Origin of the sequence: Rhizobacter sp. OV335 (genome assembly GCF_900142965.1) — a bacterium.
GTDB lineage: Bacteria > Pseudomonadota > Gammaproteobacteria > Burkholderiales > Burkholderiaceae_C > Rhizobacter.
The window spans coordinates 83,481-108,054 of the sequence record NZ_FRCQ01000026.1; the positions used below are offsets into that span (position 1 = coordinate 83,481).

General features: G+C 68.3%; 21 protein-coding genes. 14 read left to right on the forward strand and 7 right to left on the reverse strand.

Annotation, left to right across the window (positions count from 1 at the left end):
• The first annotated feature begins 2 nt into the window (after positions 1 to 2).
• Complete coding sequence (locus tag BUE42_RS23735; RefSeq protein ID WP_073467785.1) at positions 3 to 614, forward strand: LysE family transporter; 612 nt, start codon at positions 3 to 5, stop codon at positions 612 to 614.
• 26 nt (positions 615 to 640) lie between these two features.
• Positions 641 to 1,420 (forward strand): ParA family protein, encoded by a 780-nt coding sequence (locus BUE42_RS23740; protein ID WP_073467759.1) that lies wholly within the window; start codon positions 641 to 643, stop codon positions 1,418 to 1,420.
• 17 nt (positions 1,421 to 1,437) lie between these two features.
• Here the strand turns inward: BUE42_RS23740 and argC are convergent, their stop codons facing one another.
• Positions 1,438 to 2,379, reverse strand: a complete 942-nt coding sequence (argC, locus tag BUE42_RS23745) for an N-acetyl-gamma-glutamyl-phosphate reductase (protein WP_073467760.1) — start codon at positions 2,377 to 2,379, stop codon at positions 1,438 to 1,440.
• Positions 2,380 to 2,434: 55 nt separating this feature from the next.
• Here argC and BUE42_RS23750 point away from each other — a divergent pair, with 55 nt between their 5' ends.
• The 5 genes from BUE42_RS23750 (at position 2,435) to BUE42_RS23770 (ending at position 9,127) form a co-directional block, all read left to right on the forward strand.
• Positions 2,435 to 3,013: an RBBP9/YdeN family alpha/beta hydrolase gene (locus tag BUE42_RS23750; RefSeq protein ID WP_200799018.1), complete on the forward strand. Its 579-nt coding sequence runs from the start codon at positions 2,435 to 2,437 to the stop codon at positions 3,011 to 3,013.
• 17 nt (positions 3,014 to 3,030) lie between these two features.
• The gene (locus BUE42_RS23755; RefSeq protein ID WP_073467761.1) at positions 3,031 to 3,924 is read left to right on the forward strand and encodes a ParB/RepB/Spo0J family partition protein; all 894 of its coding nucleotides are present in this window, start codon (positions 3,031 to 3,033) and stop codon (positions 3,922 to 3,924) included.
• 371 nt (positions 3,925 to 4,295) lie between these two features.
• A complete protein-coding gene (locus BUE42_RS23760) occupies positions 4,296 to 6,218 on the forward strand; it encodes a PrkA family serine protein kinase (protein ID WP_073467762.1) in 1,923 nt (640 codons plus the stop codon).
• Positions 6,219 to 6,242: 24 nt separating this feature from the next.
• Complete coding sequence (locus BUE42_RS23765; RefSeq protein WP_073467763.1) at positions 6,243 to 7,520, forward strand: YeaH/YhbH family protein; 1,278 nt, start codon at positions 6,243 to 6,245, stop codon at positions 7,518 to 7,520.
• The gene (locus BUE42_RS23770; RefSeq protein WP_083614479.1) at positions 7,517 to 9,127 is read left to right on the forward strand and encodes a SpoVR family protein; all 1,611 of its coding nucleotides are present in this window, start codon (positions 7,517 to 7,519) and stop codon (positions 9,125 to 9,127) included. Before BUE42_RS23765 ends, BUE42_RS23770 begins: the two co-directional genes overlap by 4 nt.
• Before the next feature lie 9 nt (positions 9,128 to 9,136).
• On the opposite strand, the gene BUE42_RS23775 is transcribed toward BUE42_RS23770, so the two are convergent.
• The 3 genes from BUE42_RS23775 to BUE42_RS23785 all read right to left on the reverse strand — a co-directional run bounded on the left by BUE42_RS23775 (position 9,137) and on the right by BUE42_RS23785 (position 11,302).
• Positions 9,137 to 9,754: a DJ-1/PfpI family protein gene (locus tag BUE42_RS23775; RefSeq protein WP_073467788.1), complete on the reverse strand. Its 618-nt coding sequence runs from the start codon at positions 9,752 to 9,754 to the stop codon at positions 9,137 to 9,139.
• A 31-nt stretch (positions 9,755 to 9,785) separates the two neighbouring features.
• Positions 9,786 to 10,259, reverse strand: coding sequence for a Dps family protein (locus tag BUE42_RS23780; protein ID WP_143171714.1), 474 nt, complete (start codon positions 10,257 to 10,259; stop codon positions 9,786 to 9,788).
• Positions 10,260 to 10,381: 122 nt separating this feature from the next.
• Positions 10,382 to 11,302 carry a LysR substrate-binding domain-containing protein gene (locus BUE42_RS23785; protein WP_073467765.1) on the reverse strand — a complete coding sequence of 307 codons (921 nt, stop codon included), beginning with the start codon at positions 11,300 to 11,302 and terminating at the stop codon, positions 10,382 to 10,384.
• Between the two features lie 175 nt (positions 11,303 to 11,477).
• On the opposite strand from BUE42_RS23785, the gene BUE42_RS23790 reads away from it, so the two are divergent.
• Positions 11,478 to 12,050 carry a hypothetical protein gene (locus tag BUE42_RS23790; RefSeq protein ID WP_073467766.1) on the forward strand — a complete coding sequence of 191 codons (573 nt, stop codon included), beginning with the start codon at positions 11,478 to 11,480 and terminating at the stop codon, positions 12,048 to 12,050.
• Between the two features lie 6 nt (positions 12,051 to 12,056).
• On the opposite strand, the gene BUE42_RS23795 is transcribed toward BUE42_RS23790, so the two are convergent.
• Both BUE42_RS23795 and recG read right to left on the reverse strand, forming a co-directional pair.
• Complete coding sequence (locus tag BUE42_RS23795; protein WP_073467767.1) at positions 12,057 to 13,268, reverse strand: Yip1 family protein; 1,212 nt, start codon at positions 13,266 to 13,268, stop codon at positions 12,057 to 12,059.
• Between the two features lie 111 nt (positions 13,269 to 13,379).
• Positions 13,380 to 15,470, reverse strand: a complete 2,091-nt coding sequence (gene recG / locus BUE42_RS23800; RefSeq protein ID WP_073467768.1) for an ATP-dependent DNA helicase RecG — start codon at positions 15,468 to 15,470, stop codon at positions 13,380 to 13,382.
• Positions 15,471 to 15,551: 81 nt separating this feature from the next.
• Between recG and queA the strand changes: the two genes are divergently transcribed.
• From queA to BUE42_RS23820, 4 genes are all read left to right on the forward strand, one after another.
• Complete coding sequence (queA, locus tag BUE42_RS23805) at positions 15,552 to 16,652, forward strand: tRNA preQ1(34) S-adenosylmethionine ribosyltransferase-isomerase QueA (protein WP_073467769.1); 1,101 nt, start codon at positions 15,552 to 15,554, stop codon at positions 16,650 to 16,652.
• Positions 16,639 to 17,796 carry a tRNA guanosine(34) transglycosylase Tgt gene (gene tgt, locus BUE42_RS23810; RefSeq protein WP_073467770.1) on the forward strand — a complete coding sequence of 386 codons (1,158 nt, stop codon included), beginning with the start codon at positions 16,639 to 16,641 and terminating at the stop codon, positions 17,794 to 17,796. Before queA ends, tgt begins: the two co-directional genes overlap by 14 nt.
• 89 nt (positions 17,797 to 17,885) lie before the next feature.
• Positions 17,886 to 20,204 (forward strand): putative bifunctional diguanylate cyclase/phosphodiesterase, encoded by a 2,319-nt coding sequence (locus BUE42_RS23815; RefSeq protein WP_083614480.1) that lies wholly within the window; start codon positions 17,886 to 17,888, stop codon positions 20,202 to 20,204.
• Positions 20,205 to 20,221: 17 nt separating this feature from the next.
• Positions 20,222 to 21,820 carry a GMC family oxidoreductase gene (locus tag BUE42_RS23820; RefSeq protein ID WP_073467772.1) on the forward strand — a complete coding sequence of 533 codons (1,599 nt, stop codon included), beginning with the start codon at positions 20,222 to 20,224 and terminating at the stop codon, positions 21,818 to 21,820.
• Between the two features lie 4 nt (positions 21,821 to 21,824).
• Here BUE42_RS23820 and BUE42_RS23825 read toward each other — a convergent pair whose 3' ends face one another.
• Positions 21,825 to 23,009 carry a class I SAM-dependent methyltransferase gene (locus BUE42_RS23825; protein WP_083614484.1) on the reverse strand — a complete coding sequence of 395 codons (1,185 nt, stop codon included), beginning with the start codon at positions 23,007 to 23,009 and terminating at the stop codon, positions 21,825 to 21,827.
• Between the two features lie 58 nt (positions 23,010 to 23,067).
• Here BUE42_RS23825 and BUE42_RS23830 point away from each other — a divergent pair, with 58 nt between their 5' ends.
• On the forward strand, positions 23,068 to 24,063 hold the full coding sequence (locus tag BUE42_RS23830) for a threonine ammonia-lyase (protein ID WP_073467774.1): 996 nt from the start codon (positions 23,068 to 23,070) through the stop codon (positions 24,061 to 24,063).
• A 5-nt stretch (positions 24,064 to 24,068) separates the two neighbouring features.
• Positions 24,069 to 24,401: a hypothetical protein gene (locus tag BUE42_RS23835; RefSeq protein ID WP_073467775.1), complete on the forward strand. Its 333-nt coding sequence runs from the start codon at positions 24,069 to 24,071 to the stop codon at positions 24,399 to 24,401.
• Positions 24,402 to 24,574 lie beyond the last annotated feature (173 nt).

Genomic DNA, 24,574 nt, shown 5'->3' on the forward strand with positions numbered 1-24,574 from the left:
CGGTGCTCGGCATCTCCGACTACGGCTCGTTCTGCTTGGCCATCGTGCTGTTCCTGGCCCTGCCCGGCCCTGGCACGCTGGCCTTGCTGACCTCGACCGCGAAGGGCGGATTCCGCGCCGGTGCAGCCGCCACGTTCGGGCTGATCGCCGGCGACCAGGTCCTGCTGTGGCTCGCCGTCGGTGGCGTTGCCGCGTTGCTCGCCTCCCATCCGACCGCGTTCCGGCTGGTGCAGTACGGCGGTGCGGCGTACCTGGCCTGGATCGGCCTGCGACTGCTGCTGGCCAAGCCAGGGGATGCCTCGCCGATCCGCATCGAGCCCCGCGACTACGCGCGCCAAGCCTTCCTGATCACCTTGCTGAATCCGAAGGCCATCGCGTTCTACATGGCCTTCTTCCCGCTGTTCATCAACCCGGCCACGCACCGCGGCGCGATCACCTTTGCCGCGATGGCCGCGACGATCGCGTTGATCACCCTCGCCTACTGCCTCACGCTGTGCGCCTTTGCGCAGTCGGTGTCGAACAAAGTCCGCCGGCATCGCCGATTGGCCGCGTGCTTGCAGAAGGCGGCTGGTATCTTCCTGATCGGCTTCGGCATTCGCCTCGGCAGCAACTGATCCCTCTTCCAGCACCGCCCTCCTCCATGACCCGCATCTTCTGCATCGCGAACCAAAAAGGCGGCGTCGGCAAGACGACGACCACCGTCAACCTGGCCGCCGGTCTGGCGCTGATCGGCCAGCGCGTGCTCGTCGTCGACCTGGATCCCCAGGGCAACGCGACCATGGGCTCGGGCATCGACAAGCGGGCGCTGTCGCTGAGCGTCTACGACGTGCTGCTGGAATCGGCGACGATCGCCGAAGCCCGGCAGCGCAGCGAGAAGGTCGGCTACGACGTGCTGGGCGCGAACCGCGAACTGGCCGGCGCCGAGGTCGAACTGGTCAAGCTGGAGCGGCGCGACAAGCGGCTGAAGACCGCGCTGGAGGCGGTGACCACCGACTACGACTTCGTGTTGATCGACTGCCCGCCGTCCTTGAGCCTGCTGACGCTGAACGGCCTGTGCAGCGCGCACGGCGTGGTGGTGCCGATGCAGTGCGAGTACTTCGCGCTCGAAGGGCTGTCGGACCTGGTCAACACCATCAAGCAGGTGCATGCCAACCTGAACCCCGACCTGCAACTGATCGGCCTGCTGCGCGTGATGTTCGATCCGCGCATCACACTGCAGCAGCAGGTCAGCGACCAGCTGAAGGTGCACTTCGGCGACAAGGTCTTCAACAGCGTGATCCCGCGCAACGTGCGCCTGGCCGAAGCGCCGAGCTACGGCCTGCCGGGCGTGGTGTTCGACCCGGCCTCGCGCGGTGCGCAGGCTTTTGTCGAATTCGCGGCCGAGATGGTCGCGCGGGCCAACGAGGGCGTCCCGGCCTGAAGGCTGGCTCCGGGGTCTTACAGCCCCAGTCCTTCGTCCAGCCCGAGGTGCACGTTCATCGACTGCACCGCCGCGCCGCTGGCACCCTTGCCCAGGTTGTCGAGGCGCGACATCAGCAGCAGTTGGTCGTCGCTGGCGAACACGAAGAGGTCGACGCGGTTGCTGTCATTGCAGGCCTGCACGTCGAAGAAGCCGTCTTCGAGCGTCGGCGCATCGCGCAGCGGCATCACGCGCACGAAGCGCTCGCCTTCATAGCGCCGGCTCAGCGCCGCATGCACCGATTCTGCGCTCGCGCTCGCCGACAAACTCGACAAATGCAAGGGCACACTCACCGCCAGACCCTTGTAGAAGCTGCCAACAATCGGCATGAACACCGGCTTCGTCGTGAGCCCGGTGTGCGCCATCATTTCGGGGAGGTGCTTGTGCGCGAGCGTCAGGCCATAGGGCCGCGGCGCGTCGAGGCGCGCGTCGCCGCCCGCTTCGTACTGCTCGATCATCTTCTTGCCGCCACCCGAATAGCCGGTGATCGACGTGGCACTGACGCCGAGCGAGGCCGGCACCAAGCCGGCATCCACCAGCGGACGCATCAGCAGGATGAAGGCGCTGGCGTGGCAGCCCGGGTTCGCGATGCGCTTGCTGCCGCGCAGGCGCTCGCGCTGGTCGGCGGCCAGTTCGGGCAGGCCGAACACCCAGCCCGGCACCGTGCGATGCGCCGTGCTGGCGTCGATCAGGCAGGTGTTGGCGTTGGTCACCAGCGCCGCTGCTTCGCGCGACGCCGCATCCGGCAGGCACAGGAAGGCCACGTCGGCGGCATTCAGCAAGCGGGCGCGTTCGGCGGCATCCTTGCGTCGGTCGGCATCGATGCGCAACACTTCGACGTCGCTGCGCGCCGCCAGGTATTCGTTGATGCGCAGACCGGTCGTGCCTTCCTGACCGTCGACAAACACGCGATGCTTCATTGAATCGTCCACCTGCCCAAAAAAAGAATTCGGACCGCGAGGATAAGCCACCTGCATGACAAACGCCCACCCGCAAGCCCTGCACGACGTGCGGGTGCTCCTGCTCCCCGGCTGGGAGAACTCCGGCCCCGGCCATTGGCAAAGCCTCTGGGAACGTGAACACGGCGACCTCCGCGTCGAACAGGCCGACTGGCTGTGGCCGAAGCGTGGCGACTGGATGGCCCGCCTCGAAGACGTGCTGCTGCAGGACGAGCGCCCCGCGCTGCTCGCCGCGCACAGCCTGGGCTGCCAGCTGGTCGCCGCCTGGGCTGCACATTCGCGCCACACGGCCCGCGTGCGCGGCGCCTTGCTGGTCGCGCCGCCCGACATCGAGCGCGTCGACATGCCGCCGCAGCTGACGCCGTGGCGCCCGATCGCCCGCCAGGCCCTGCCCTTCGCGAGCATCGCCGTCACCAGCAGCGACGACCCGTTCTGCGCGCCCGAGCGCGCCGCCGGCATGGTCCGCGCGTGGGGCAGCCGGCAGGTCGACATCGGCCCGCGCGGCCACATCAACGGCGACTCCGGGCTCGGCGCCTGGCCCGACGGACGCGCGCTGCTGCAATCGCTGCAGTCGACGACGGCCCGCGCCGGGTGATCGGGGAAAATGCCCGGATGGCAACCAAGAAACCCAAAGGCCTCGGCCTCGGCCTCGAAGCATTGCTCGGCCCCACGGTCAACGACAACCCCGTTCCGGTCAACGACGGCACGCCGCGCACGCTGAAGCTGACTCAGCTGCAGCCCGGCAAGTACCAGCCGCGCACCCGCATGGACGAAGGCTCGCTGTACGAGCTCGCCGAGAGCATCAAGGCGCAGGGCATCATGCAGCCGGTGCTGGTGCGGCCGGTCGCGCCCAACCGCTACGAGATCATCGCCGGCGAACGCCGCACGCGGGCCGCGAAGCTGGCCGGCCTCGACGAGGTGCCGGTGCTGGTGCGCGAGGTGCCCGACGAAGCCGCCGCGGCGATGGCGCTGATCGAGAACATCCAGCGCGAAGACCTGAACCCGCTCGAAGAGGCGCAAGGCATCGCGCGCCTCGTCAACGAGTTCCACCTCACGCACGAGCAGGCGGCGCAGGCCGTCGGCCGTTCGCGCAGCGCGGCGAGCAACCTGCTGCGCCTGCTGAACCTCGCCGAGCCGGTGCAGCAGATGCTGATGGCCGGCGACCTCGACATGGGCCATGCGCGCGCGCTGCTGCCGCTCGACGGCGCGCACCAGATCATCGGGGCCGCCGAGATCGTCGCGAAGAAACTCAGCGTGCGCGAGGCCGAGAAGCTCGTCACGAAGATGGGCTCGTCGCGCCAGCAACCGCTGCTGCGCGTGCCGAAAGAGAAGCCGCGCGACATCGCGCGCATCGAGGAAGAACTCTCCGATGCATTGACCGCGCAGGTCGAGATTCGCGTCAAGAAACGCACCAAGCGCGGCGAACAAGGCGAAGTCGCCATTGCCTTCGGCTCGCTGGAGGAGTTGAATGGGTTGCTCGACAAGCTCGGACTGACGAACACCTGAGAACAGCACCTGACATGCCGATCGACACGCGGTTGTCCGCAAAATCCCTGAGCCCCGCATCAGGAACTTCCCCGGCCGCAAACGGCTCATTGCATGCATCATCCACTCAGGTGGGTGACACGCTGCAACAGACGGGGGCACACTATTTGCTGTACACCTTCATCTCAACGAAGCGTTGAACAGCGGGCGTTTTTCACCACATCTCCACGCACACGACATCCCAAAATGACGCAAGCTTGAATCACGAAATGAGCTGACCTTTGAAGGAAAGCTCTGATGGAGCCCTCCACCGGGACTTCATCAGAACTTCCCCAGACGGCAGCGAAGGTGGCCCCTTCGCTGTCGCCATCCCGATGTCTTAGGAGGTCAGCATGGACGTGATCAGCCATTTCGCAGCGCGCTTCGAGCGCACCCGTGAAGAGGAACTCTCGCTCGAAGAGTACCTCGCCGAGTGCAAGCGCAACCCCGTGGCCTATTCCACCGCTGCCGAGCGCATGCTCCAGGCGATCGGGGATCCACAGACCATCGACACACGCAACGACCCGCGCCTGTCCCGTCTGTTCGCCAACAAGGTCATCAAGATCTATCCGGCCTTCGCCGAGTTCTACGGCATGGAAGACTCCATCGAGCAGGTGGTGTCGTATTTCCGGCATGCCGCGCAGGGGCTGGAGGAAAAGAAGCAGATCCTCTACCTGCTCGGCCCGGTGGGCGGCGGCAAGTCGTCGATCGCCGAGCGGCTGAAGTCGCTGATGCAGGAAGTGCCCTTCTACGCGATCAAGGGCTCGCCGGTGAACGAGTCGCCGCTCGGCCTGTTCGATGCGGTCGAAGACGGCGCGATCCTCGAGAAGGAATACGGCATCCCGCGCCGCTACCTGCAGCGCATCCTGTCGCCGTGGGCCGTCAAGCGGCTCGACGAGTTCGGCGGCGACATCCGCAAGTTCCGCATCGTCAAGCGCTTCCCGTCGGTGCTCAAGCAGGTCGGCATCGCGAAGACCGAGCCGGGCGACGAGAACAACCAGGACATCTCGTCGCTGGTCGGCAAGGTCGACATCCGCAAGCTCGAGACCTACGCGCAGGACGACCCCGACGCGTACAGCTACTCCGGCGGCCTGTGCCTGTCGAACCAGGGCCTGCTCGAGTTCGTCGAGATGTTCAAGGCGCCGATCAAGGTGCTGCACCCGCTGCTGACCGCCACGCAGGAAGGCAACTACAAGGGCACCGAAGGCTTCGGCGCGATCCCGTTCGACGGCGTCGTGCTCGCGCACAGCAACGAGAGCGAGTGGAAGGCATTCCGCAACAACAAGAACAACGAGGCCTTCCTCGACCGGATCTACATCGTCAAGGTGCCGTACTGCCTGCGCGTCAGCGAAGAGGTCAAGATCTACGAGAAGCTGCTGCGCGGCTCGTCGCTGGCCCAGGCGACCTGCGCGCCGGGCACGCTGAAGATGATGTCGCAGTTCGCGACCCTGACCCGGCTGAAGGAGCCCGAGAACAGCAGCCTCTATTCCAAGATGCTGGTGTACGACGGCGAGAACCTGAAGGACACCGACCCGCGCGCGAAGAGCTTCCAGGAGTACCGCGACTACGCCGGCGTCGACGAGGGCATGAGCGGCGTCTCGACGCGCTTCGCGTTCAAGATCCTGTCCAAGGTCTTCAACTTCGACAGCACCGAGGTCGCCGCGAACCCGGTGCACCTGATGTATGTGCTCGAGCAGCAGATCGAGCGCGAGCAGTTCGCGGCCGAGACCGAGCAGAAATACCTCGCCTTCATCAAGGAGCACCTGGCGGTGCGCTATGCCGAGTTCATCGGCAAGGAGATCCAGACCGCCTACCTCGAGAGCTACAGCGAGTACGGCCAGAACATCTTCGACCGCTACGTCACCTATGCCGACTACTGGATCCAGGACCACGAGTACCGCGACACCGACACCGGCGAGGTGTTCGACCGCGGCTCGCTGAACGCCGAGCTCGAGAAGATCGAGAAGCCGGCCGGCATCGCGAACCCGAAGGATTTCCGCAACGAGATCGTCAACTTCGTGCTGCGTGCCCGCGCCAACAACGCCGGCAACAACCCGGTCTGGACTAGCTACGAGAAGCTGCGCACGGTGATCGAGAAGAAGATGTTCTCGAACACCGAGGAGCTGCTGCCGGTGATCAGCTTCAACGCGAAGGCGAGCGCCGACGAGGCCAAGAAGCACGAGGACTTCGTGACCCGGATGGTGGCCAAGGGCTATACGTCGAAGCAGGTGCGCCTGCTCTGCGAGTGGTACCTGCGCGTGCGCAAGAGTTCGTGATCTGACGACCCACGAAAGGTCCACATGCTCCAGCAGATCATCGACCGGCGGCTGGCGGGCAAGAACAAGTCCATCGGCAACCGCGAGCGCTTCCTGCGCCGCCACAAGGACCAGATCCGCGAGGCGGTCAAGCGCGCGGTCGATGGGCGCGGCATCCGCGACATCGCGCAGGGCGAGGACATCCACATCCCGAAGCGCGACATCGCCGAGCCGGTGTTCGGCCACGGCCAGGGCGGCAAGCGCGAGATGGTGCACCCGGGCAACCAGGACTACGTGCGCGGCGACCGCATCGAACGGCCCAAGGGCGGCGGGGGCGGCGGTGGGGGCGGACAGGCGAGCGATTCCGGCGAGGGGGACGACGACTTCGTCTTCCACCTCAGCAAGGAAGAGTTCATGCAGGTCTTCTTCGACGACCTGGCCCTGCCCAACCTCGCCCGCACGACGCTCGCCGAGACGCCCGAGTTCAAGACCCACCGTGCCGGCTACAGCAGCGATGGCACGCCGAACAACCTGCACGTGGTGCGCTCGATGCGCGGCGCGATCGGCCGGCGCATCGCGCTCGGCGCCGATTCGCGGCGCGAACTGGCCGAACTCGAGGCGCAGCTGGTGCAGCTCAAGCGCCATCCGCACCCGAACCCGTTCGCGCACGAGATCCCGCCGCTCGAGCTGCAGATCGAAGCGCTGCGCGCCCGCCTGAAGCGCATCCCCTACCTCGACCCGATCGACCTGCGCTACCGCAGCCGCGTGCGCGTGCCGGTGCCCACCTCGAAGGCGGTGATGTTCTGCCTGATGGACGTGTCCGGCTCGATGGACGAGGCGCGCAAGGATCTGGCGAAGCGCTTCTTCATCCTGCTGTACCTGTTCCTGACGCGGCACTACGAGAAGATCGACATCGTCTTCATCCGCCACCACACGCAGGCGCAAGAGGTCGACGAGCAGAACTTCTTCCACTCGACCGAGACCGGCGGCACCGTGGTGTCGAGCGCGCTCGTGCTGATGGAAGAGATCGCCCGGGCCCGCTACCCGACCAGCGAATGGAACATCTACGGCGCGCAGGCGAGCGATGGCGACAACTGGCACCACGACAGCGGACGCTGCCGTGAGCTGCTGGCCAACAACATCCTGCCGCTGTGCCGCTACTTCGCCTATGTGCAGGTGGCCGAGGAAGAGCAGAACCTGTGGGACGAGTACTCGGCGCTGGCCGCCGACGCGAAGGCCTTCGCGATCCGCAAGGTGACCGAGGCCTCGCAGATCTACCCGGTGTTCCGCGAGCTGTTCAAGAAGGAGGGTGCACCGACATGAACCTCCAAGTCACTCCACCGTGGGGCGCCGAGAGGCGCAAGAACCAGATGCTGACCGCTTCCCCGAAACGCCGCGCCGCCGACCTGGCCGCGCCCAAACGTGCGCACGCGCCGCTGCCCTCGCCCACCGACTGGTCGTTCGAGCTGGTCGAGCGCTACCACGAGGTGATCAAGGCCACGGCCGAGCGCTACGGACTCGACACCTACCCGAACCAGCTCGAGATCATCACCGCCGAGCAGATGATGGACGCGTATGCGTCGGTCGGCATGCCGGTGAACTACCGCCACTGGAGCTACGGCAAGGAGTTCATCTCCACCGAGAAGAACTACCGCCGCGGCCACATGGGCTTGGCCTACGAGATCGTCATCAACTCCGACCCCTGCATCAGCTACCTGATGGAGGAGAACACGATGGCAATGCAGGCGCTGGTGATCGCGCATGCGGCCTACGGGCACAACAGCTTCTTCAAGGGCAACTACCTGTTCCGCATGTGGACCGATGCGTCGTCGATCATCGACTACCTGGTCTACGCGAAGAACTACGTGACCGAGTGCGAGGAGCGGCACGGGCTGGAGGCGGTCGAGAACTTCCTCGACAGCTGCCATGCGCTGATGAACCACGGCGTCGACCGCTACCGGCGGCCGAGCCGCAAGTCGCTCGCGCAGGAGCTGGCCGACGCGAAGGACCGCGAGGCCTATGCGCAGCGCCAGATCAACGAGATGTGGCGCACGCTGCCGCGCAAGGCGGACAAGGCCGCGCTCGAAGAAGCCGAGTCGCGGCGTTTCCCGGAAGAACCGCAGGAGAACCTGCTGTACTTCATCGAGAAGCACGCGCCGCTGCTGGAGCCGTGGCAGCGCGAGATCGTGCGCATCGTGCGCAAGGTGGCGCAGTACTTCTACCCGCAGCGCCAGACGCAGGTGATGAACGAGGGCTGGGCCACGTTCTGGCACCACTCGCTGCTGAACACCATGTACGACGACGGCCACCTGAGCGACGGCATGATGATCGAGTGGCTGAAGTCGCATACCAACGTGGTGTACCAGCCGCGCGTCGGCGACCGCGGCTACAACGGCATCAACCCGTATGCGCTCGGCTTCGCGATGTACACCGACATCAAGCGCATCTGCCAGAAACCGACCGACGAGGACCGCCACTGGTTCCCGCAGCTGGCGGGCACCGACTGGCTCGAGTCCATCGACCATGCGATGCGCAACTTCAAGGACGAGAGCTTCATCGGCCAGTACCTGTCGCCGAACCTGATGCGCGAGTTCCGGCTGTTCGCGATCGTCGACGACGAGAAGGACAAGGAGCTGGAGGTCTCGGCCATCCACGACGAGAGCGGCTACCGGCGCGTGCGCGAGGCCTTGTCGCACCAGTACGACCTGGGCAGCCGCGAACCGAACATCCAGGTCTGGAGCGTGAACCTGCGCGGCGACCGCTCGCTGACGCTGCGCCATGCGCAACACAACGACCGGCCGCTGCACGACAACGCGCAAGAGGTGCTGAAGCACGCGGCCCGGCTGTGGGGCTTCGGCGTGCACATGGAGAGCGTCAACTCGGCGGGCGAGGTGCAGAAGCGCTGGTCGGTGCCGGCGCCCTCGCATTGAACGAACCCGTCAGAGCAGCAGTTCGTCGGGCGGGATGAAGGCGCGCACGGTGTCGATCAGCTTGTCGACGTAGGCCTCCTTCTCGCCCACCGGCGCCACGTAGTGCAGCGCCTTCGACGTCGCATCGACGCCGGCACGCCGCAGCATCGCCCAGGTGGCGAGGTACTGCGAGGCCATGCAGCCGCCGGCCGTCGCGATCGGGCCGCGCGCATGGAACGGCGCATCGACCACCCGCACGCCGGCCTCGACCACCCACGGCTTGGTCGTCAGGTCGGTGCAGGCCGGAATGTCGGCCAGCAGCCCCAGCCGCGCCAGCAGCAGCGTGCCGGAACACTGCGCGCCGATCAGCTGGCGCACCGGGTCGAGCTGCAGCCGGTCCAGCAGCGCGCTGTTCTCGGCGATCGCCCGCGTGTAGATGCCGCTGCCGAACAGCACGATGTCGGCCTCGTTCGCGAACTCCAGCGGCTGCTGTGTCTCGATCGTCACGCCGTTCATCGACGTGAGCCGCTGGCTCGGGCCGGCGATCTCGACCGTCCAGCCGGACGGCCGCAGCCGGTTCATCAAGCCGAGCGCAATGAACGAATCCAGCTCGTTGAAGCCGTCGAAGGTGACGATCGCCGCTCGCACCGCGGTGGGCCCGTTCATCGCGCCGGCCCGTTCACTCTTCGAGCAGGCTGCGCAGCATCCACGCAGTCTGTTCGTGCACCGTCAGGCGCTGGGTCAGCAGGTCGGCCGTCGGCTCGTCGCCGGCCTTGTCGGCCAGCGGGAACAGGCTGCGCGCGGTGCGCGCCACCGCCTCGTGGCCCTGCACCAGGATGCGCACCATCTCGAGCGCCTTCGGCGGCACGGCCGGCGCGTCCTTGATCGAGGCCAGCGCGCCGAACTGCGCATACGACCCCGGGGCCGGGTGTCCGAGCGAGCGGATGCGCTCGGCGACCGGGTCGACCGCGGCCCACAGCTCGGTGTACTGCGTCATGAACATCAGGTGCAGCGTGTTGAACATCGGCCCGGTGACGTTCCAGTGGAAGTTGTGCGTCGTCAGGTACAGCGTGTAGGTGTCGGCCAGCAGCTTGCTCAGGCCACCGGCGATCGCCGCGCGGTCCTTGTCGCTGATGCCGATGTGGATGCCCATGCCGCCGCTCGGGGCGGTCGCGGCTGCGGGAACGGATACGGTCTTGGTCTTCTTCGCCATCTGGGAATCTCCGGGAAACAAGGTGAATTCGGGTTCGAGTCTAGTCAGGCTTCAAAGGCCCCTCATGACACTCTGCTGACGCCTTCGAGCGGGCAGGCGTAGATCGCGTTGCGCAGCGCGGCGATCGCCTCGTAGCGCGTGAAGGTGCGGCGCCATGCGAGCACCACGCGCCGCGTCGGCACCGGCGTCGCGAACGGCACGTAGCGCACGTGCGGCTGCTGGTCTTTCGGCACGCTGAGCTGCGGCACCACGGTGATGCCCATGCCCGACGCCACCATGTACTTGATGGTCTCGAGCGACGAGCCCTCGAAGCTCTTGCGGATGCCCTCGGCATCGCTCGAGAAGCGGGCGTACTCGGGGCAGACCTCGAGCACGTGGTCGCGGAAGCAGTGGCCGGTGCCCAGCAGCAGCATCGTCTCCTGCTTCAGCTCCTCGGCGGTGATGCGCTTGCGCTTGGCGAGCGGGTGGTCCTTGGGCAGCGCGACGACGAAGGGCTCGTCGTACAGCGGCGCGATCGCGAGGCCGGTGTCGGGGAAGGGCTCGGCCATGATCGCGCAGTCGAGCTCGCCGGTGCGCAGCATGTCGAGCAGCCGGGCGGTGAAGTTCTCCTGCAGCACCAGCGGCATCTGCGGCACCCGCTCGATCGCCTGCTTCACCAGGTCGGGCAGCAGGTAGGGGCCGATCGTGTAGATCACGCCGACGCGCAGCGGCCCCGACACCGGGTCCTTGCCGCGCTTGGCGATCTCCTTGATGCCGGCCGCCTGGTCGATCACCGACTGGGCCTGGCGCACGATCTCTTCGCCGAGCGGAGTCGCGCTGACCTCGTTGGAGCCGCGCTCGAACAGCTTGACGTCGAGCTCTTCCTCGAGCTTCTTGATCGCGACGCTGAGGGTCGGCTGCGAGACGAAGCAGGCCTCGGCGGCCCGCCCGAAGTGCTTCTCTCTCGCGACGGCGACGATGTATCGCAACTCGGTCAGTGTCATGGCATCCCGCTCAAGCCTCCAGCGCGGAGGAAGCGGAAGAATATCCGACACCCGGGCGCGCGTCATGCGCCTGCCGGCATCACCTTGCGATACCCCGGGCCGTGGCGCTTGCGAAGGCCGGAGCGCCAGCAGATTCTCCGGCCCGCGGCATCTGCCGCGCACCGGAAGACCCCGAATGAGCAAGCCCCCTTCACGCATCCTGAGCGCCGCCTCGCTGCTGGCCGTGGCCTCGCTGTCGGCCGCCCTCAGCGCCTGCTACGTCGTGCCGATCGACCCGCGCACCGGCCAGGGCTACCCGATCCAGCGCGCCGATGCCCGTGGCGATACGCCACCGCCCGCCAGCGTGACCGTCGTGACGCCCCCCACGCCTGCGGCGCCGCCCGCCCCCACCGTGCTGAACGCCCGGCTCTACCCGCTGAACACGCAGGCCAACAAGGGCGGGCTGCTGACGGCCGTCGTGGTCGACAACAACACCGGCCGCGGCAGCTTCACGCTGTCCTACCTGGGCGACACGATGCAGGGCGAGAGCACCCGCGTCGACGCGAGTTACGCCGCCTTCGGGCGCATCTACAACGAGGTGCTGGGTCTGAACCAGCGCAGTTTCAGCGGGCGCCGCGGCATCGCGAACGCGTATGGCGGCAAGGGCGTGAATGCCCAGTGCGAGTACCTGATCACCGGGCCGGGCATCGGAACCGGCGCCTGCCAGTTTTCCGACGGCGCCCGCTACCAGATCCACTTCGGCAGCTGATCGGCCTCAGGCCTTCGCGGGGCGCTTGACCGCTTCGAGCTTGTCGAGCCCGACGGCCTCGAGCGCCTTCTTCAGCGCCGCCAGATCGACCTGCTGGCCCTTGGCCTCGACGACCACGCCATTGGTCAGCAGCACCGTCACCTCGCCATGGCTGCCGTCCTTGCGGTACTCCTCGCGCACGGTGCGCTCGTCCTGCTTGTAGACCTTCTCGACCTGCTCGGTCGTCTCCTTGTCCATCGTCATGCCGGACCAGGCGGCCAGCGCCGCGAGGCCGGCCGTGCCGCCCAGGTCGGTGATCGTCAGCTGCACGCGCTTGTCGGCCGCGGCATACGAGGCCTTGGCCATCGAGCTCGCGATGCCGATCGCCTGGCCGCCCTGCGATTCGATCGATTCGCGCTTCAGCTCGCCCAGCGCCTCGGGCAGCACCGCCTTCAGGTCGGCCGGCGCGATCGGCTGGCCGTTGCCGCCGGTCAGCGCACCCATCATCTCGCCCATCGCCTTGCCGGTGGCGGCGGGGTCGCCGGACTTCTGCGCCTCTTCCATGCGCTTGCCGGCCTCTTCCAACTTCTTCGAGAGGTCATCCATCTTCGCGGTGTCGACCTTGATCTCGCCACCCGGCGTCTTGATCGTCACCGCACTGCCGTGCGAGCCGGCCCAACCACCCCACGAGCCCACGCGCATCGGCCCGCCCATCGCCGTCAGCGCGCCCAGCACGATGTAGATCACGATCGCGCAGACGATCACCACCGCCGTGTACGCGCCCGCCTTGTCCTGCGGGCACTTCATCAGCACCGGCAGGCCGAGGTAGATCAGGTAGATGCCATACAGCGACGCGACGATGCCCAGGATCCACAGTCCCGGTACCAGGTGGAACACGCCACCGATCCAGCCGGCGGTGCTGGCATACGCCACCAGCTTCAGCGCGCTGACCTGCCCCTTGGTGCCGCCGAAACTGGGCGCGAGTGCATCGACGATCAGCGTCAGCACAAAGACTTTCACGAGCGCCAGCACATAACCCAGCACCAGCGTCGACAGCCCCCAGAACCCCAGTCCGACAATGAAGATCAGGCCGAGGAACGACGCGACCGGCGGGATCGCCGCCAGGATCAGCACGTAGCCCTTGTAGATTGAGGCCTGTGTCGCCGGCTCGGCCTCGATCACCGGCCAGGTCTGCTTCGGCTTCAGCAGGATGTCTTGCACACGCTGGATCAGGTTCATGGGGCAGGCCCTCCGCGGTTGATGGTGCCGCGCGGATGCTATCCCGCGCGTTCGGCCGGCAGGGCGCCAGAAACTAGGGGGATGCCCGCGCGGCCTCGCGCCTTCAGGCCCTCAGGCCTTCAGGTACTCGGCCTTGCCGCCCAGCCAGCGCGCCACGTGCTGCTCGGCGATGCGCGGATGCTGCGCCAGCAACAGCGTCGCGACGGCCCGCGCCCGGTGCACCAGCGCCTCGTCGAGCGCGAGGTCGGCGAAGCGCAGCAGCGGCGCGCCCGACTGCCGCGCGCCGAGGAACTCGCCCGGCCCGCGGATCTCCAGGTCGCGCCGCGCGATCTCGAAGCCGTCGTTCGTCTCGGCCATCGCGCGCAGCCGGTCCTTGCCGGTCGGCGACAAGGGCGCCGTGTAGACCAGCACGCACACGCTCGCGACCGAGCCGCGCCCGACACGACCGCGCAGCTGGTGCAGCTGGCTCAGCCCGAAGCGCTCGGCGTGCTCGATCACCATCAGCGACGCGTTCGGCACGTCGACGCCGACCTCGATCACCGTCGTGCTGACCAGCACCTTCATCTCGCCCGCGGTGAACAGCGCCATCACCGCCGCCTTCTCCGCCGCCGGCATGCGGCCGTGCAGCAGGCCGACCATCTCATCCGGCAGCGCCTCGCACAGCTGCTGGTGCGTGGCGGTCGCGTTCTGCAGGTCCAGCGTCTCCGATTCCTCGATCAGCGGACACACCCAGTACACCTGCCGGCCACGTGCCACCTCGTCGGCGATGGTCAGGATCACATTGCCGCGGCGCGCATCGCTGAAAACCTTGGTGACGATCGGCGTGCGCCCGGGCGGCAGTTCGTCGATGGTGCTCACGTCGAGGTCGGCGAACACCGTCATCGCGAGCGTGCGCGGGATCGGCGTCGCGCTCATCATCAGCAGGTGCGGCTCCAGCGCGCCCTGCTGCAGCTTGGCGCGCAGCGCGAGCCGCTGCGCGACACCGAAGCGGTGCTGCTCGTCGATGATGGCCAGCCCGAGCCGCGCGAACTCGACCGCGCCCTGGATCACCGCATGCGTGCCGACCACCAGCCCGGCCTCGCCCGAGGCCACGCGCGCGAGCATCTCGCGCCGCGCCTTGCCCTTGCGGCTGCCGGTCAGCCAGGCCACCTGCACGCCCAGCGGCTCGAGCCAGCCGACCAGCTTGCGGAAATGCTGCTCGGCGAGGATCTCGGTCGGCGCCATCAGCGCGCACTGCCAGCCTTCGTTCATCGCGATCGCGGCCGACAGCGCGGCCACCACCGTCTTGCCCGAGCCGACGTCGCCCTGCAGCAGCCGGTGCATCGGCACCGGGCGCTGCAGGTCGATGGCGATCTCCTCGACGACGCGGCGCTGCGCCGCCGTCAGCGAGAACGGCAGCGCCGCGAGCAGCTTCTCCTGCAGGCCGCCGGCGTGCACCGTGAAGGCCGGCGCCTGCTGCAACGCCCGCTCCTGCTTGGCCTGCAGCTGCGACAGCTGCTGCGCGAGCAGCTCCTCGAACTTCAGGCGCTGCCAGGCCGGGTGGCTGTGGTCCTCGAGCGTGGCCAGGCTCACGTCGGGCGTCGGGTGGTGCAGGAAGCGCAACGCGTCGCGCAGGCTCATCAGCCCGGACGGCAGCAAGGCCGGCGGCACGATCTCCGACAGGTCGGCGCGCTGCAGCCCCGAGGCCACCGCCTTGCGCAGGTAGGCCTGCGGCAGCGTCGCGCTGGTCGGGTAGACGGGCGTCAGCGCCTCGGCCAGCGGCGTGCCGTCGTCGACGCCCTTGAAGTTCGGGTGCACCATCTCGCGCCCGAAGAAGCCGCCGCGCACCTCGCCGCGCGCCCGCACCCGCTTGCCGACGCCGAGCGTCTTCTGGTGGTTCGGGTAGAAGTTCAGGAAGCGCAGCCAGAGTTCCTCGGTGCCGTCGTCGATCTTGACGACCAGCTGGCGGCGCGGGCGGAACTGGATCTCGCACTCGCGCACGATGCCTTCGACCTGTGCGTTGTCGCCGTCGCGCAGCGATGCGATCGGCGTGATGCGGGTCTCGTCCTCGTAGCGCAGCGGCAGGTGCAGCGCGAGGTCGATGTCGCGCACCAGGCCCAGCTTCTCCATCGCCTTCTGCGGGGCCGATTTTTCGCGCGCGGGCACGGCGGCGGGAGGTTCGACGGGGGACTCGCTGGGAGAGGAGGCGGCGCGACCGGGCATGCGCGGATTCTGCCGCGTCGACCGACCGTGGAAGAATCCGTCCCCTGCAGATCTTCGTCAGGCCGGTCCAGCCTGCATGCCATGTCGTCCGATTCCGTTCCTTTCCCCACCTCTCGCCACTTCACCCTGAGCGATTTCGACTTCGCGCTGCCGCCCGAGTTGATCGCGCAGCACCCGGCCGCCGAACGCAGCGCGTCGCGCTTGCTCGACGGCCGCAGCGCACCGCCCATCGACCGCATCTTCCGCGAGCTACCCGCGCTGCTGCAGCCGGGCGACCTGCTCGTCTTCAACGACACGCGCGTGATCAAGGCCCGGCTGTACGGCGCCAAGGCCAGCGGCGGCGCGGTCGAGGCGCTGGTCGAACGGCTGCTGCCGAACAACGAACTGCTGATGCACCTGCGCGCCAGCAAGTCGCCGAAGCCGGGCCAGACGGTGCGCTTCGCCGACGCCTTCGATGCCGAGGTGCTGGGCCGCGGCGGGCCGGACGGCAGCCTGTTCCACCTGCGCTTCCCGTCCGACCCGCTGGCATTGCTGGAGCGGCACGGCCATGTGCCGCTGCCGCCGTACATCACGCATGCCGACGAGGCCGACGACGAGCGGCGCTACCAGACGGTGTTCGCCGCGCGGCCGGGCGCCGCCGCCGCGCCGACCGCCGCGCTGCATTTCGACGAAGGCGTGCTGGCGGCGCTGCGCGAGCGCGGCGTCGGCAGCGCGAGCGTCACGCTGCACGTCGGCGCCGGCACCTTCCAGCCGGTGCGCAGCGAGAACATCGCCGAGCACACGATGCACAGCGAATGGTTCGAGGTGCCGCAGGCCACGGTCGACGCGATCGCGCGCACGCAGGCGGCCGGCGGGCGGGTGGTGTCGGTCGGCACGACGACGCTGCGCGCGCTGGAATCGGCCGCGCGCGGCGGCGTGCTGCAGGCCGGCAGCCGCGACACCGACATCTTCATCACGCCCGGCTTCAGGTTCCGCGTCGTCGACGTGCTGGTCACCAACTTCCACCTGCCGAAGAGCACGCTGCTGATGCTGGTCAGCGCGTTCGCCGGCTACGAGCACGTGATGGCGCTGTACCGGCATGCGATCGCGCAGGGGTATCGGTTCTTCAGCTATGGGGATGCGATGCTGCTGGAGCGCCCCACCTCTTCCGTTGCCGGACAATCCCCCCATGCTCCAGTTTGACCTCCTCAAGACCGAAGGCCACGCGCGCCGTGGCCGCCTGACGCTGAACCATGGCGTCGTCGAGACCCCCATCTTCATGCCGGTGGGCACCTACGGCACCGTCAAGGGCGTGATGCCGCAATCGCTCGAAGACATGGGCGCGCAGATCATCCTCGGCAATACCTTCCACCTGTGGCTGCGCCCGGGCGTCGACATCCTGCGCCAGTTCGGCGGGCTGCACCGCTTCGAAGGCTGGACCAAGCCCATCCTGACCGACAGCGGCGGCTTCCAGGTCTGGTCGCTCGGCGACATGCGCAAGATCAGCGAGGAAGGCGTGCGCTTCGCCTCCCCTGTCAACGGCGACAAGCTGTTCCTGACGCCCGAGATCAGCATGCAGATCCAGCGCGCGCTGAACAGCGACATCGTGATGCAGTTCGACGAGTGCACGCCCTACGAAAGCAAGGGCCACCTGACCACCGAGCGCGAGGCCCGCAGCTCGATGGAGCTCAGCCTGCGCTGGGCGCGCCGCTGCCTGGCCGAGTTCCAGCGCAACGAGAACCCGAACGCGCTGTTCGGCATCGTGCAGGGCGGCATGTTCGAGACCCTGCGCGAGGAATCGCTCGCGTCGCTGGTCGAACTCGACCTGCCCGGCTACGCGATCGGCGGTGTCAGCGTCGGCGAGCCCAAGGCCGAGATGCAGCGCATCATGGCCCACACGCCGCACCGGCTGCCGGCCCACAAGCCGCGCTACCTAATGGGCGTCGGCACGCCGGAAGACCTGGTCGAAGGCGTCGCCGCCGGCGTCGACATGTTCGACTGCGTGATGCCGACCCGCAACGCGCGCAACGGCCACCTGTTCACCCGCTTCGGCGACCTGCGCCTGCGCAACGCCCGCTACCGCACCGACGAGCGCCCGATCGACGAAACCTGCAGCTGCCACACCTGCAAGGGCTTCAGCCGCGCCTACCTGCACCATCTCGACCGCTGCGGCGAGATGCTCGGGCCGATGCTCACCACCATCCACAACCTGCACTACTACCTGAACCTGATGCGCGAGGTGCGCGACGCGCTCGACGCCGGCCGCTTCGCCGAGTTCACGAAGCAGTTCGCCGCCGACCGCGCACGCGGCCCGGGGCCGATCCCGGAACCGGCTAACCTGCCGTGAAGTCGTTCACGCTCGCCGCCGTCGCGTGTGCACCAGCGACGGGCACACTCAGCAGCTTTGCCAGATAGCAGCCACGTCAGCCCGACCCGATGCTCCGCCGATTGATCTCGACGGGTGAGCGCCTGTGGGCGTCCTTGCACGCCTTCCTGCAGTTACCAGGCCGCCCATCCCAGGACACCGACAGCCGCGTTCAGCTGAGCGCGCTGCGCATCGTCCTGCTCAGCGGCATCACGCTCGAAGCGGCGATCGCGCTGCACAGCTCGTGGATCGGGCTGCAGCGCGGCGTCTACTACATCCTCGTCATCGTCATCGCGTTCTACGTGGCGCTGCTGGCAGCGATCCGCTGGTCGACGCAGCACCAGCGGCTGGCCAGCAACGGCCTGATCGTCATCGTCTACGCCGCCGGCGTCGTGATCGCCACCTGCGTGCGCATCCCCGAGGTGCAGCGCCTCGGCTACGTGTTCTGCTATTCGGCGCCGCTGCTGGCGGGCCTGCTGCGCGGCTACCGGCTCGCGCTGGCGCTGATGGCGCTGAACCTGGTGCCGTTCGGGCTCGCGGCCTCGGGCTTCGTGATGCCCAACGTGTTCGGGCTCGACGTCACGCTCAACACCTCGCCGCTGTACATCCACGGCCTGCTCTTCACCTTCTTCAACTTCTGCTTGCCGCTTGCGGTGTTCCGCATCCTGAGCGCGGCCACGCATTCGCGAGAGCACGCGCAGCGCATGCAGGACCTGTACGAGGACCTGTTCGAGAACCAGGGCACCGCCGTCGTCGTGTGCCGCGACGACGGCCGCGTGCGGCGCGGCAACCGGCTGTTCGCGCAGCTCGCCGGCAGCGGGTTCGACGACCAGCCGCTGTCCCGCTGGCTGCGTTCGACCGCCCCGGAGGGTAGCGCTGTCCCGAGCTTCGACGCCGGCACCGAATGGCTGGCCGGCGAGGGCCGCGCGCAGCGCCGGCTGGTGGTGCGCAACCGCTTCGCCTGCGGCGACCGCCACTTCGCGGTGAGCTTCCAGGACGTGACCGAGCTGCGCGAACTGCAGCGCAACCTGGTGCGCAGCCAGGCCGAGGCCGAGTACCTCGCGTCGCACGACGTCGTCACCGGCCTGCCGCGCCCGGAAGGCATGGCACAGTGGCTCGATCGCCAGCGCGCGATGCTGCTGCCCGGCATGGTGATCCCGGTGGTGTCGTGCGGACTCGGCTCGCTGCGCCAGGTCAATGCGCGCTTCGGCATGGCGCAAGGCAACCAGTTCATCGTCGCGTTCGCGAACGCACTGCGCGAGGCCGGCGGCAAGGACAGCTACATCGCCCGCACCCGCGGTTCGATGCTGAGCATCGCGCTCCCGCCGGTGCCGGCGGTGCAGGCGACGATGGCCGTCACGCGGCTGCGCCGGGCGCTGCCGCAGCAGCTGCAGGTCGGCAGCGGCCACGTGCTGGTCGAGCTGGCGGTCGGCGCCGCGCTGTTCCCGATCGACAGCGCGCAGGCCGCCGAGGTGATGCACCGCAGCGGCGTCGCGATGGAGCTGTCGCGCGAGGGCGCGAGCGCCGACGAGGTCGGCACGCCGATCAGCGAGCGCGCGGTCAGCCGCCGCATCGCGATCGAATCGGCGCTGGAGCGTGCGATCGACGACCGCGAGCTGCACGTCGTCTACCAGCCGCAGGTGCGCTCGAACGGCCAGCTGCTCGGCTTCGAGGCGCTGGTGCGCTGGAACAGCCCGGCGCTCGGCGCGGTGTCGCCGGCCGAGTTCGTGCCGGTGGCCGAGCAGATGGGCTGCGTGTCGCGCATCACCGACTACATCCTCGACGAGGTGTGCCGGCAGCTCGCGCTGTGGATGGCGGCCGGCGCGCAGGCGCCGCGCGTCGCGGTGAACCTGTCGGCGCGCGACCTCGACCGCGACAACCTGTTCGAGACGGTGCTGGCCGCGGTCGGCCGCTACGACGTGCCGGTCGGCGCGCTCGACCTGGAGGTCACCGAAACCTTCCTCGCCGAGCGGCCCGAGCGGGCGCTGGCGCAGTTGAAGCTGCTGCGCGAATGGTCGTTCAAGATCTCGATCGATGATTTCGGCACCGGCTACTCGTCGCTGTCCAAGCTCGCCGACCTGCCGATCGACGTGCTGAAGATCGACCGCAGCTTCCTGCTCGACCTGCCGGGCAATGCGCGGCGCGAGCGCATCGTGCGCTCGATCGTCACGCTGGCCAACAACCTGCACCTGCAGGTGGTGGCCGAAGGCGTCGAGCGCGGCGCGCAGCTGCGCTTCCTGCAGATGCTGGGCGTCGACGCCTACCAGGGCTTCCTGTTCCACGCACCGGCCCCGGCCGAGCACTGGACGCCGATGCTGCTCGGCGGCCTGCCGTCGATCGAGGACCTGATGCTGCCGGGGCCGCCACAATTCGGCCACAGCCTCATCTGAGAAACACGGGAGACAGCGTGACGGGAGAGGTCGATTACCTGATCGTCGGCGGCGGCTCGGCCGGCTGCGTGCTCGCGAACCGGCTCAGCGCCGACCCGGCGACCACGGTTGCGTTGATCGAGGCCGGCGGCGATGGCCGCGGCGCGCTGATCGACATGCCGGTCGGTGCCGTCACGATGTTGCCGACGCGCCTCAACAACTGGGCCTTCGAGACCGTGCCGCAGCCGGGCCTGAACGGTCGCCGCGGCTACCAGCCGCGCGGCAAGGCGCTGGGCGGCTCGTCGGCGATCAACGCGATGATCTACACCCGCGGCCACCGCAGCGACTACGACCACTGGGCCGCGCTCGGCAACCCGGGCTGGTCCTACGACGAGGTGCTGCCCTACTTCAAGAAGGCCGAGAACAACGAGCGCCTGCACGACGAGTTCCATGGCCAGGCCGGCCCGCTGCACGTCAGCGAGCTGCGCAGCGCGAACCCGTGGCAGCAGGTCTGGCTGCAGGCGGCATGCGAGGCCGGCTTCCCGATCAACGACGACTTCAACGGCGCGAGCCAGGATGGCATCGGCATCTACCAGGTCACGCAGCACCGCGGCGAGCGCTGGAGTGCCGCGCGCGCCTACCTGCACCCGGTGATGGACGCCCGCGACAACCTGCACGTGCTGACGAAGGCGCAGACGCTGCGCGTGCTGTTCGACGGCAAGCGCGCGGTGGGCATCGAGATGGCGCGCGGCCGGCAGGTCGAACGCCTGATGGCGCGCCGCGAGGTGATCCTGTGCGCCGGCGCGCTGCAGACGCCGCAGTTGCTGCAGGTGTCGGGCGTCGGCGATGGGGCCTTCCTGCAGCGCACCGGCATCCACCTGAAGCACCACCTGCCGGGCGTCGGCCGCAACCTGCAGGACCACATCGACTTCGCGTTCGGCTACCGCGTGCCCGACACCGCGCTGTTCGGCTTCTCGCCAGCCGGCAGCCTCAACGCGCTGCGCGAGTACGGCCGCTACCGGCGCGAGCGCCGCGGCCTGTTGACCAGCAACTTCGCCGAGGGCGGCGGCTTCCTGCGCGTGTCGCCGGACTCGCCGGCACCCGACGTTCAGCTGCACTTCGTCGTCGCGCTGGTCGACGACCATGCGCGCAAGCTGCACCTGCGGCACGGGCTGTCGTGCCATGTGTGCCTGCTGCGTCCGCGCAGCCGCGGCACGGTGCTGGTGCAAAGCGGCGACATCCGCGACGTGCCGCTGATCGACCCGAAGTACTTCGACGATCCCGACGACCTGGAGGTGCTGGTCGAAGGCTGGAAGCTGACGCAGCGCCTGCTGCAGGCGCCGGCGATCTCGTCACGCCTGAAGCGCGACCTCTTCACGCCGGGCGTCGCGAGCGACCACGAGATCCGCGAGGTGATCCGCAACCGCGCCGACACCATCTACCACCCGAGCGGCACCTGCCGGATGGGCGGCGATGCGCAGGCGGTGGTCGATGCGGCGCTGCGCGTGCACGGGCTGCAGGGGCTGCGCGTGGTCGACGCCTCGGTGATGCCGACGCTGATCGGCGGCAACACGAACGCGCCGACGATCATGATCGCCGAGAAGGCGGCCGACCTGATCCTGGCCGCGGCCGCCTGAGCATTCAGGCCGCGGCGAGCAGCGTCTCGAGGCAGTGCTCGCGGATGCCGTAGAAGGCCTTGATCTCGCGGATCTGCGCCAGCACCTCGTCGGCCGGTTTGGGCTGCGCGCGCTTGACCGCCAGGATCATCTTGTTCTTGCTGGTGTGCTCCAGCGCGACGAACTCGAACACCTGCGTGTCGTAGCCCTGCGAGTCGAGCAGCAGTGCCCGCAGGCCGTCGGTCAGCATCTCGGCCTCCTGGCCGAGGTGGATGCCGTGCTGCAGGATCGGCCGCAGCGGGTGCGGGCTCAGCAGCTGCGGGCGGATCTGCTTGTGGCAGCACGGCGAGCACATGATGATGGACGCGCCGGCGCGGATGCCCATGTCGATCGCGTAGTCGGTGGCGATGTCGCAGGCGTGCAGCGCGATCATCACGTCGACCGGCTCGCGCGCATGCGTGCGCACGTCGCCGTGGCGGAATGTGAGGCCGGCCATGGCGTTGCGCTGCGCGGCCGCGTTGCACAGGCGCACCATGTCCTCGCGCAGCTCGACGCCGGTGACGTGGGCGTTCATGCCGCGCATGCGGTGCAGGTACTCGTGCATCGCGAAGGTCAGGTAGCCCTTGCCGGCGCCGAAGTCGAGCACCCTCACCTCTTTCGCGTCGCGCAGCGGCGAGGCCTTCAGCGCGCTGTCGAGCACCTCGACGAACTTGTTGATCTGCTTCCACTTGCGCGCCATCGCCGGCACCAGCTGGTGCTGCGGCGTGGTGACGCCGAGGTCGGTGAGGAACGGGCGAGCCAGATCGACGAAGCGGTGCTTCTCGCGGTCGTGCCCGGTGGCCGCACCGTCGGCCTCGTGCTCGACGGCCGCCACGCGCAGCGTCTGCTGGCCCTTCTTGCTGACCATCAGCTGCACGTCTTCGGCGCGCGTCATCAGGTGCAGGTGGCCGAACAGCTCGGTGGCGCGCTCGCGCAGGCTCTGCAGGCCGTCGGCGAGCGGCATGTTCTTCGTCACGTCGCGGGTGCGGTGGGTGTAGACGAAGCTGAGCGTGTCGGCGTCGCGCACCTGGATGCGGCGCACCGTGGCGCGCAGCAGGTCGGGCTCGGGCCCGCGGTACTTGGCCAGCACCAGCTTGACGAACGTGTGCTCGTCCAGGCTGTCGGCCAGCCGCTTGAAGAACTTGTCGCCGTCGCTCGTGCTGCTCGTCATCCGCCGCATTATCCCGGGCCCTCGGCCACCGCATCGCTTGCGCGGACAATCCGTCTCCATGAACCCCGACACGCCCTTCCCTTCTCTGGATGACATCCGCGCCACCGCCGACCGCCTGGCCGGCAAGGTGCTCGCCACGCCGGTGTGGCGCTGGCAGACCGGCGCGGTCGCGACCCGGCTCGCGCCGTCGACCGAGGTCTGGCTGAAGCTCGAGCTCTGGCAGACCACCGGCAGCTTCAAGCTGCGCGGCGCGCTGAACTGCATCGAGGCGCTCGACGCCGACGCGAGGCAGCGCGGCATCGTCGCCGCGAGTGCCGGCAATCATGCGATCGCGGCGGCGTACGCGGCGCGCATCGCCGGCACCAGCGCGACGGTCGTGATGCCGAAGCACGCGAGCCCGCTGCGCATTTCCACCTGCGAGGGCTTCGGCGCGAAGGTCGTGCTGGTCGCCAACGTGCACGAGGCCTTTGCAGGCGCGCAGGCGCTGGTGGCCGACGAGGGCCGCACGATGATCCACCCGTTCGACGGCCCGCGAACCTCGCAGGGCACCGCGACGGTCGGCCTGGAGTTCATGCAGCAGGTGCCGCAGCTCGATGCGGTGGTGGTGCCGGTCGGCGGTGGCGGATTGATTTCGGGCATCGCTGCGGCCGTCAAGCAGATCAATCCGGCCTGCCGCGTCTATGGGGTCGAGCCGTTCGGTGCGGATGCGATGTACCGCAGCTTCCAGGCCGGCGAGCCGGTGAAGCTCGACGCGGTCGACACGATCGCCGACAGCCTGGGCGCGCCGTATGCCCTCGCCTACAGCTTCGGCGTGTGCCGCCGCTTCGTCGACGAGATCGTGCGGGTGTCCGACGACGACCTGTGCCGCGGCATGCACGATCTGTTCATCGACATGAAGCTCGCGGTCGAGCCGGCGCCAGCCGCGGCGGTGGCCGCGCTGTTTGGCCCGCTGAAGGAGCGGCTCGATGGCCGCCGCGTCGGCCTGGTCATGTGCGGCAGCAACATCGACGCGGCCCGCCACGCCGAACTGGTGGCGCGCGGCAAGCCGGCCTGACGAGCATGCCGCGGCGGCCGAAGCATCACTACAGCGTCTACGTGGTGGAGCTGGCCGATCAGGTGTGGAACGAGCCGAGCTTCCGCAAGGCGAACCCCGACTACCAGCTGGGCAAGCCCTTTGTCTATGTTGGCATGACCGGCCTGGACCCGGATGTGCGCTTCGACAAGCACAAGGCCGGCATCCAGGCGAACCGTTTTGTCACGGTCTACGGGCTGCGCTTGCTGCCGAAGCTGTACGAGGTCTACAACCCGATGCCGTATGACGGGGCACGGGACATGGAAGTGGAACTGGGGATTGCGCTGCGGGAGGCCGGGTTCGGAGTCTGGCAGGCGTAGCGCGTCACGTCGCGTCGCGGCGGGTGGCGGGAGGGGCTGGGGACTCATGCCGGGGCGGTCGGCCCGGGGGCCGACTCCACGAAGAAGATCGGCTTCGGGGGTGCATCGGCAAACTCCCTCCACTCACTTCGTTCGTTGTGGTCAAACAGTGCCGATGAGTCGGTCTACGAAGC

What these genes read in the sequence shown, in the direction of transcription:
- BUE42_RS23740 (WP_073467759.1), top strand. Translation starts at nt 641, where the DNA reads ATGACCCGCATCTTCTGCATCGCGAACCAAAAAGGCGGCGTCGGCAAG.
- argC (WP_073467760.1), bottom strand. Translation starts at nt 2,379, where the DNA reads ATGAAGCATCGCGTGTTTGTCGACGGTCAGGAAGGCACGACCGGTCTG.
- BUE42_RS23750 (WP_200799018.1), top strand. Translation starts at nt 2,435, where the DNA reads ATGACAAACGCCCACCCGCAAGCCCTGCACGACGTGCGGGTGCTCCTG.
- BUE42_RS23755 (WP_073467761.1), top strand. Translation starts at nt 3,031, where the DNA reads ATGGCAACCAAGAAACCCAAAGGCCTCGGCCTCGGCCTCGAAGCATTG.
- BUE42_RS23760 (WP_073467762.1), top strand. Translation starts at nt 4,296, where the DNA reads ATGGACGTGATCAGCCATTTCGCAGCGCGCTTCGAGCGCACCCGTGAA.
- BUE42_RS23765 (WP_073467763.1), top strand. Translation starts at nt 6,243, where the DNA reads ATGCTCCAGCAGATCATCGACCGGCGGCTGGCGGGCAAGAACAAGTCC.
- BUE42_RS23770 (WP_083614479.1), top strand. Translation starts at nt 7,517, where the DNA reads ATGAACCTCCAAGTCACTCCACCGTGGGGCGCCGAGAGGCGCAAGAAC.
- BUE42_RS23780 (WP_143171714.1), bottom strand. Translation starts at nt 10,259, where the DNA reads ATGGGCATCCACATCGGCATCAGCGACAAGGACCGCGCGGCGATCGCC.
- BUE42_RS23785 (WP_073467765.1), bottom strand. Translation starts at nt 11,302, where the DNA reads ATGACACTGACCGAGTTGCGATACATCGTCGCCGTCGCGAGAGAGAAG.
- BUE42_RS23790 (WP_073467766.1), top strand. Translation starts at nt 11,478, where the DNA reads ATGAGCAAGCCCCCTTCACGCATCCTGAGCGCCGCCTCGCTGCTGGCC.
- BUE42_RS23795 (WP_073467767.1), bottom strand. Translation starts at nt 13,268, where the DNA reads ATGAACCTGATCCAGCGTGTGCAAGACATCCTGCTGAAGCCGAAGCAG.
- recG (WP_073467768.1), bottom strand. Translation starts at nt 15,470, where the DNA reads ATGCCCGGTCGCGCCGCCTCCTCTCCCAGCGAGTCCCCCGTCGAACCT.
- queA (WP_073467769.1), top strand. Translation starts at nt 15,552, where the DNA reads ATGTCGTCCGATTCCGTTCCTTTCCCCACCTCTCGCCACTTCACCCTG.
- tgt (WP_073467770.1), top strand. Translation starts at nt 16,639, where the DNA reads ATGCTCCAGTTTGACCTCCTCAAGACCGAAGGCCACGCGCGCCGTGGC.
- BUE42_RS23815 (WP_083614480.1), top strand. Translation starts at nt 17,886, where the DNA reads ATGCTCCGCCGATTGATCTCGACGGGTGAGCGCCTGTGGGCGTCCTTG.
- BUE42_RS23825 (WP_083614484.1), bottom strand. Translation starts at nt 23,009, where the DNA reads ATGACGAGCAGCACGAGCGACGGCGACAAGTTCTTCAAGCGGCTGGCC.
- BUE42_RS23830 (WP_073467774.1), top strand. Translation starts at nt 23,068, where the DNA reads ATGAACCCCGACACGCCCTTCCCTTCTCTGGATGACATCCGCGCCACC.
- BUE42_RS23835 (WP_073467775.1), top strand. Translation starts at nt 24,069, where the DNA reads ATGCCGCGGCGGCCGAAGCATCACTACAGCGTCTACGTGGTGGAGCTG.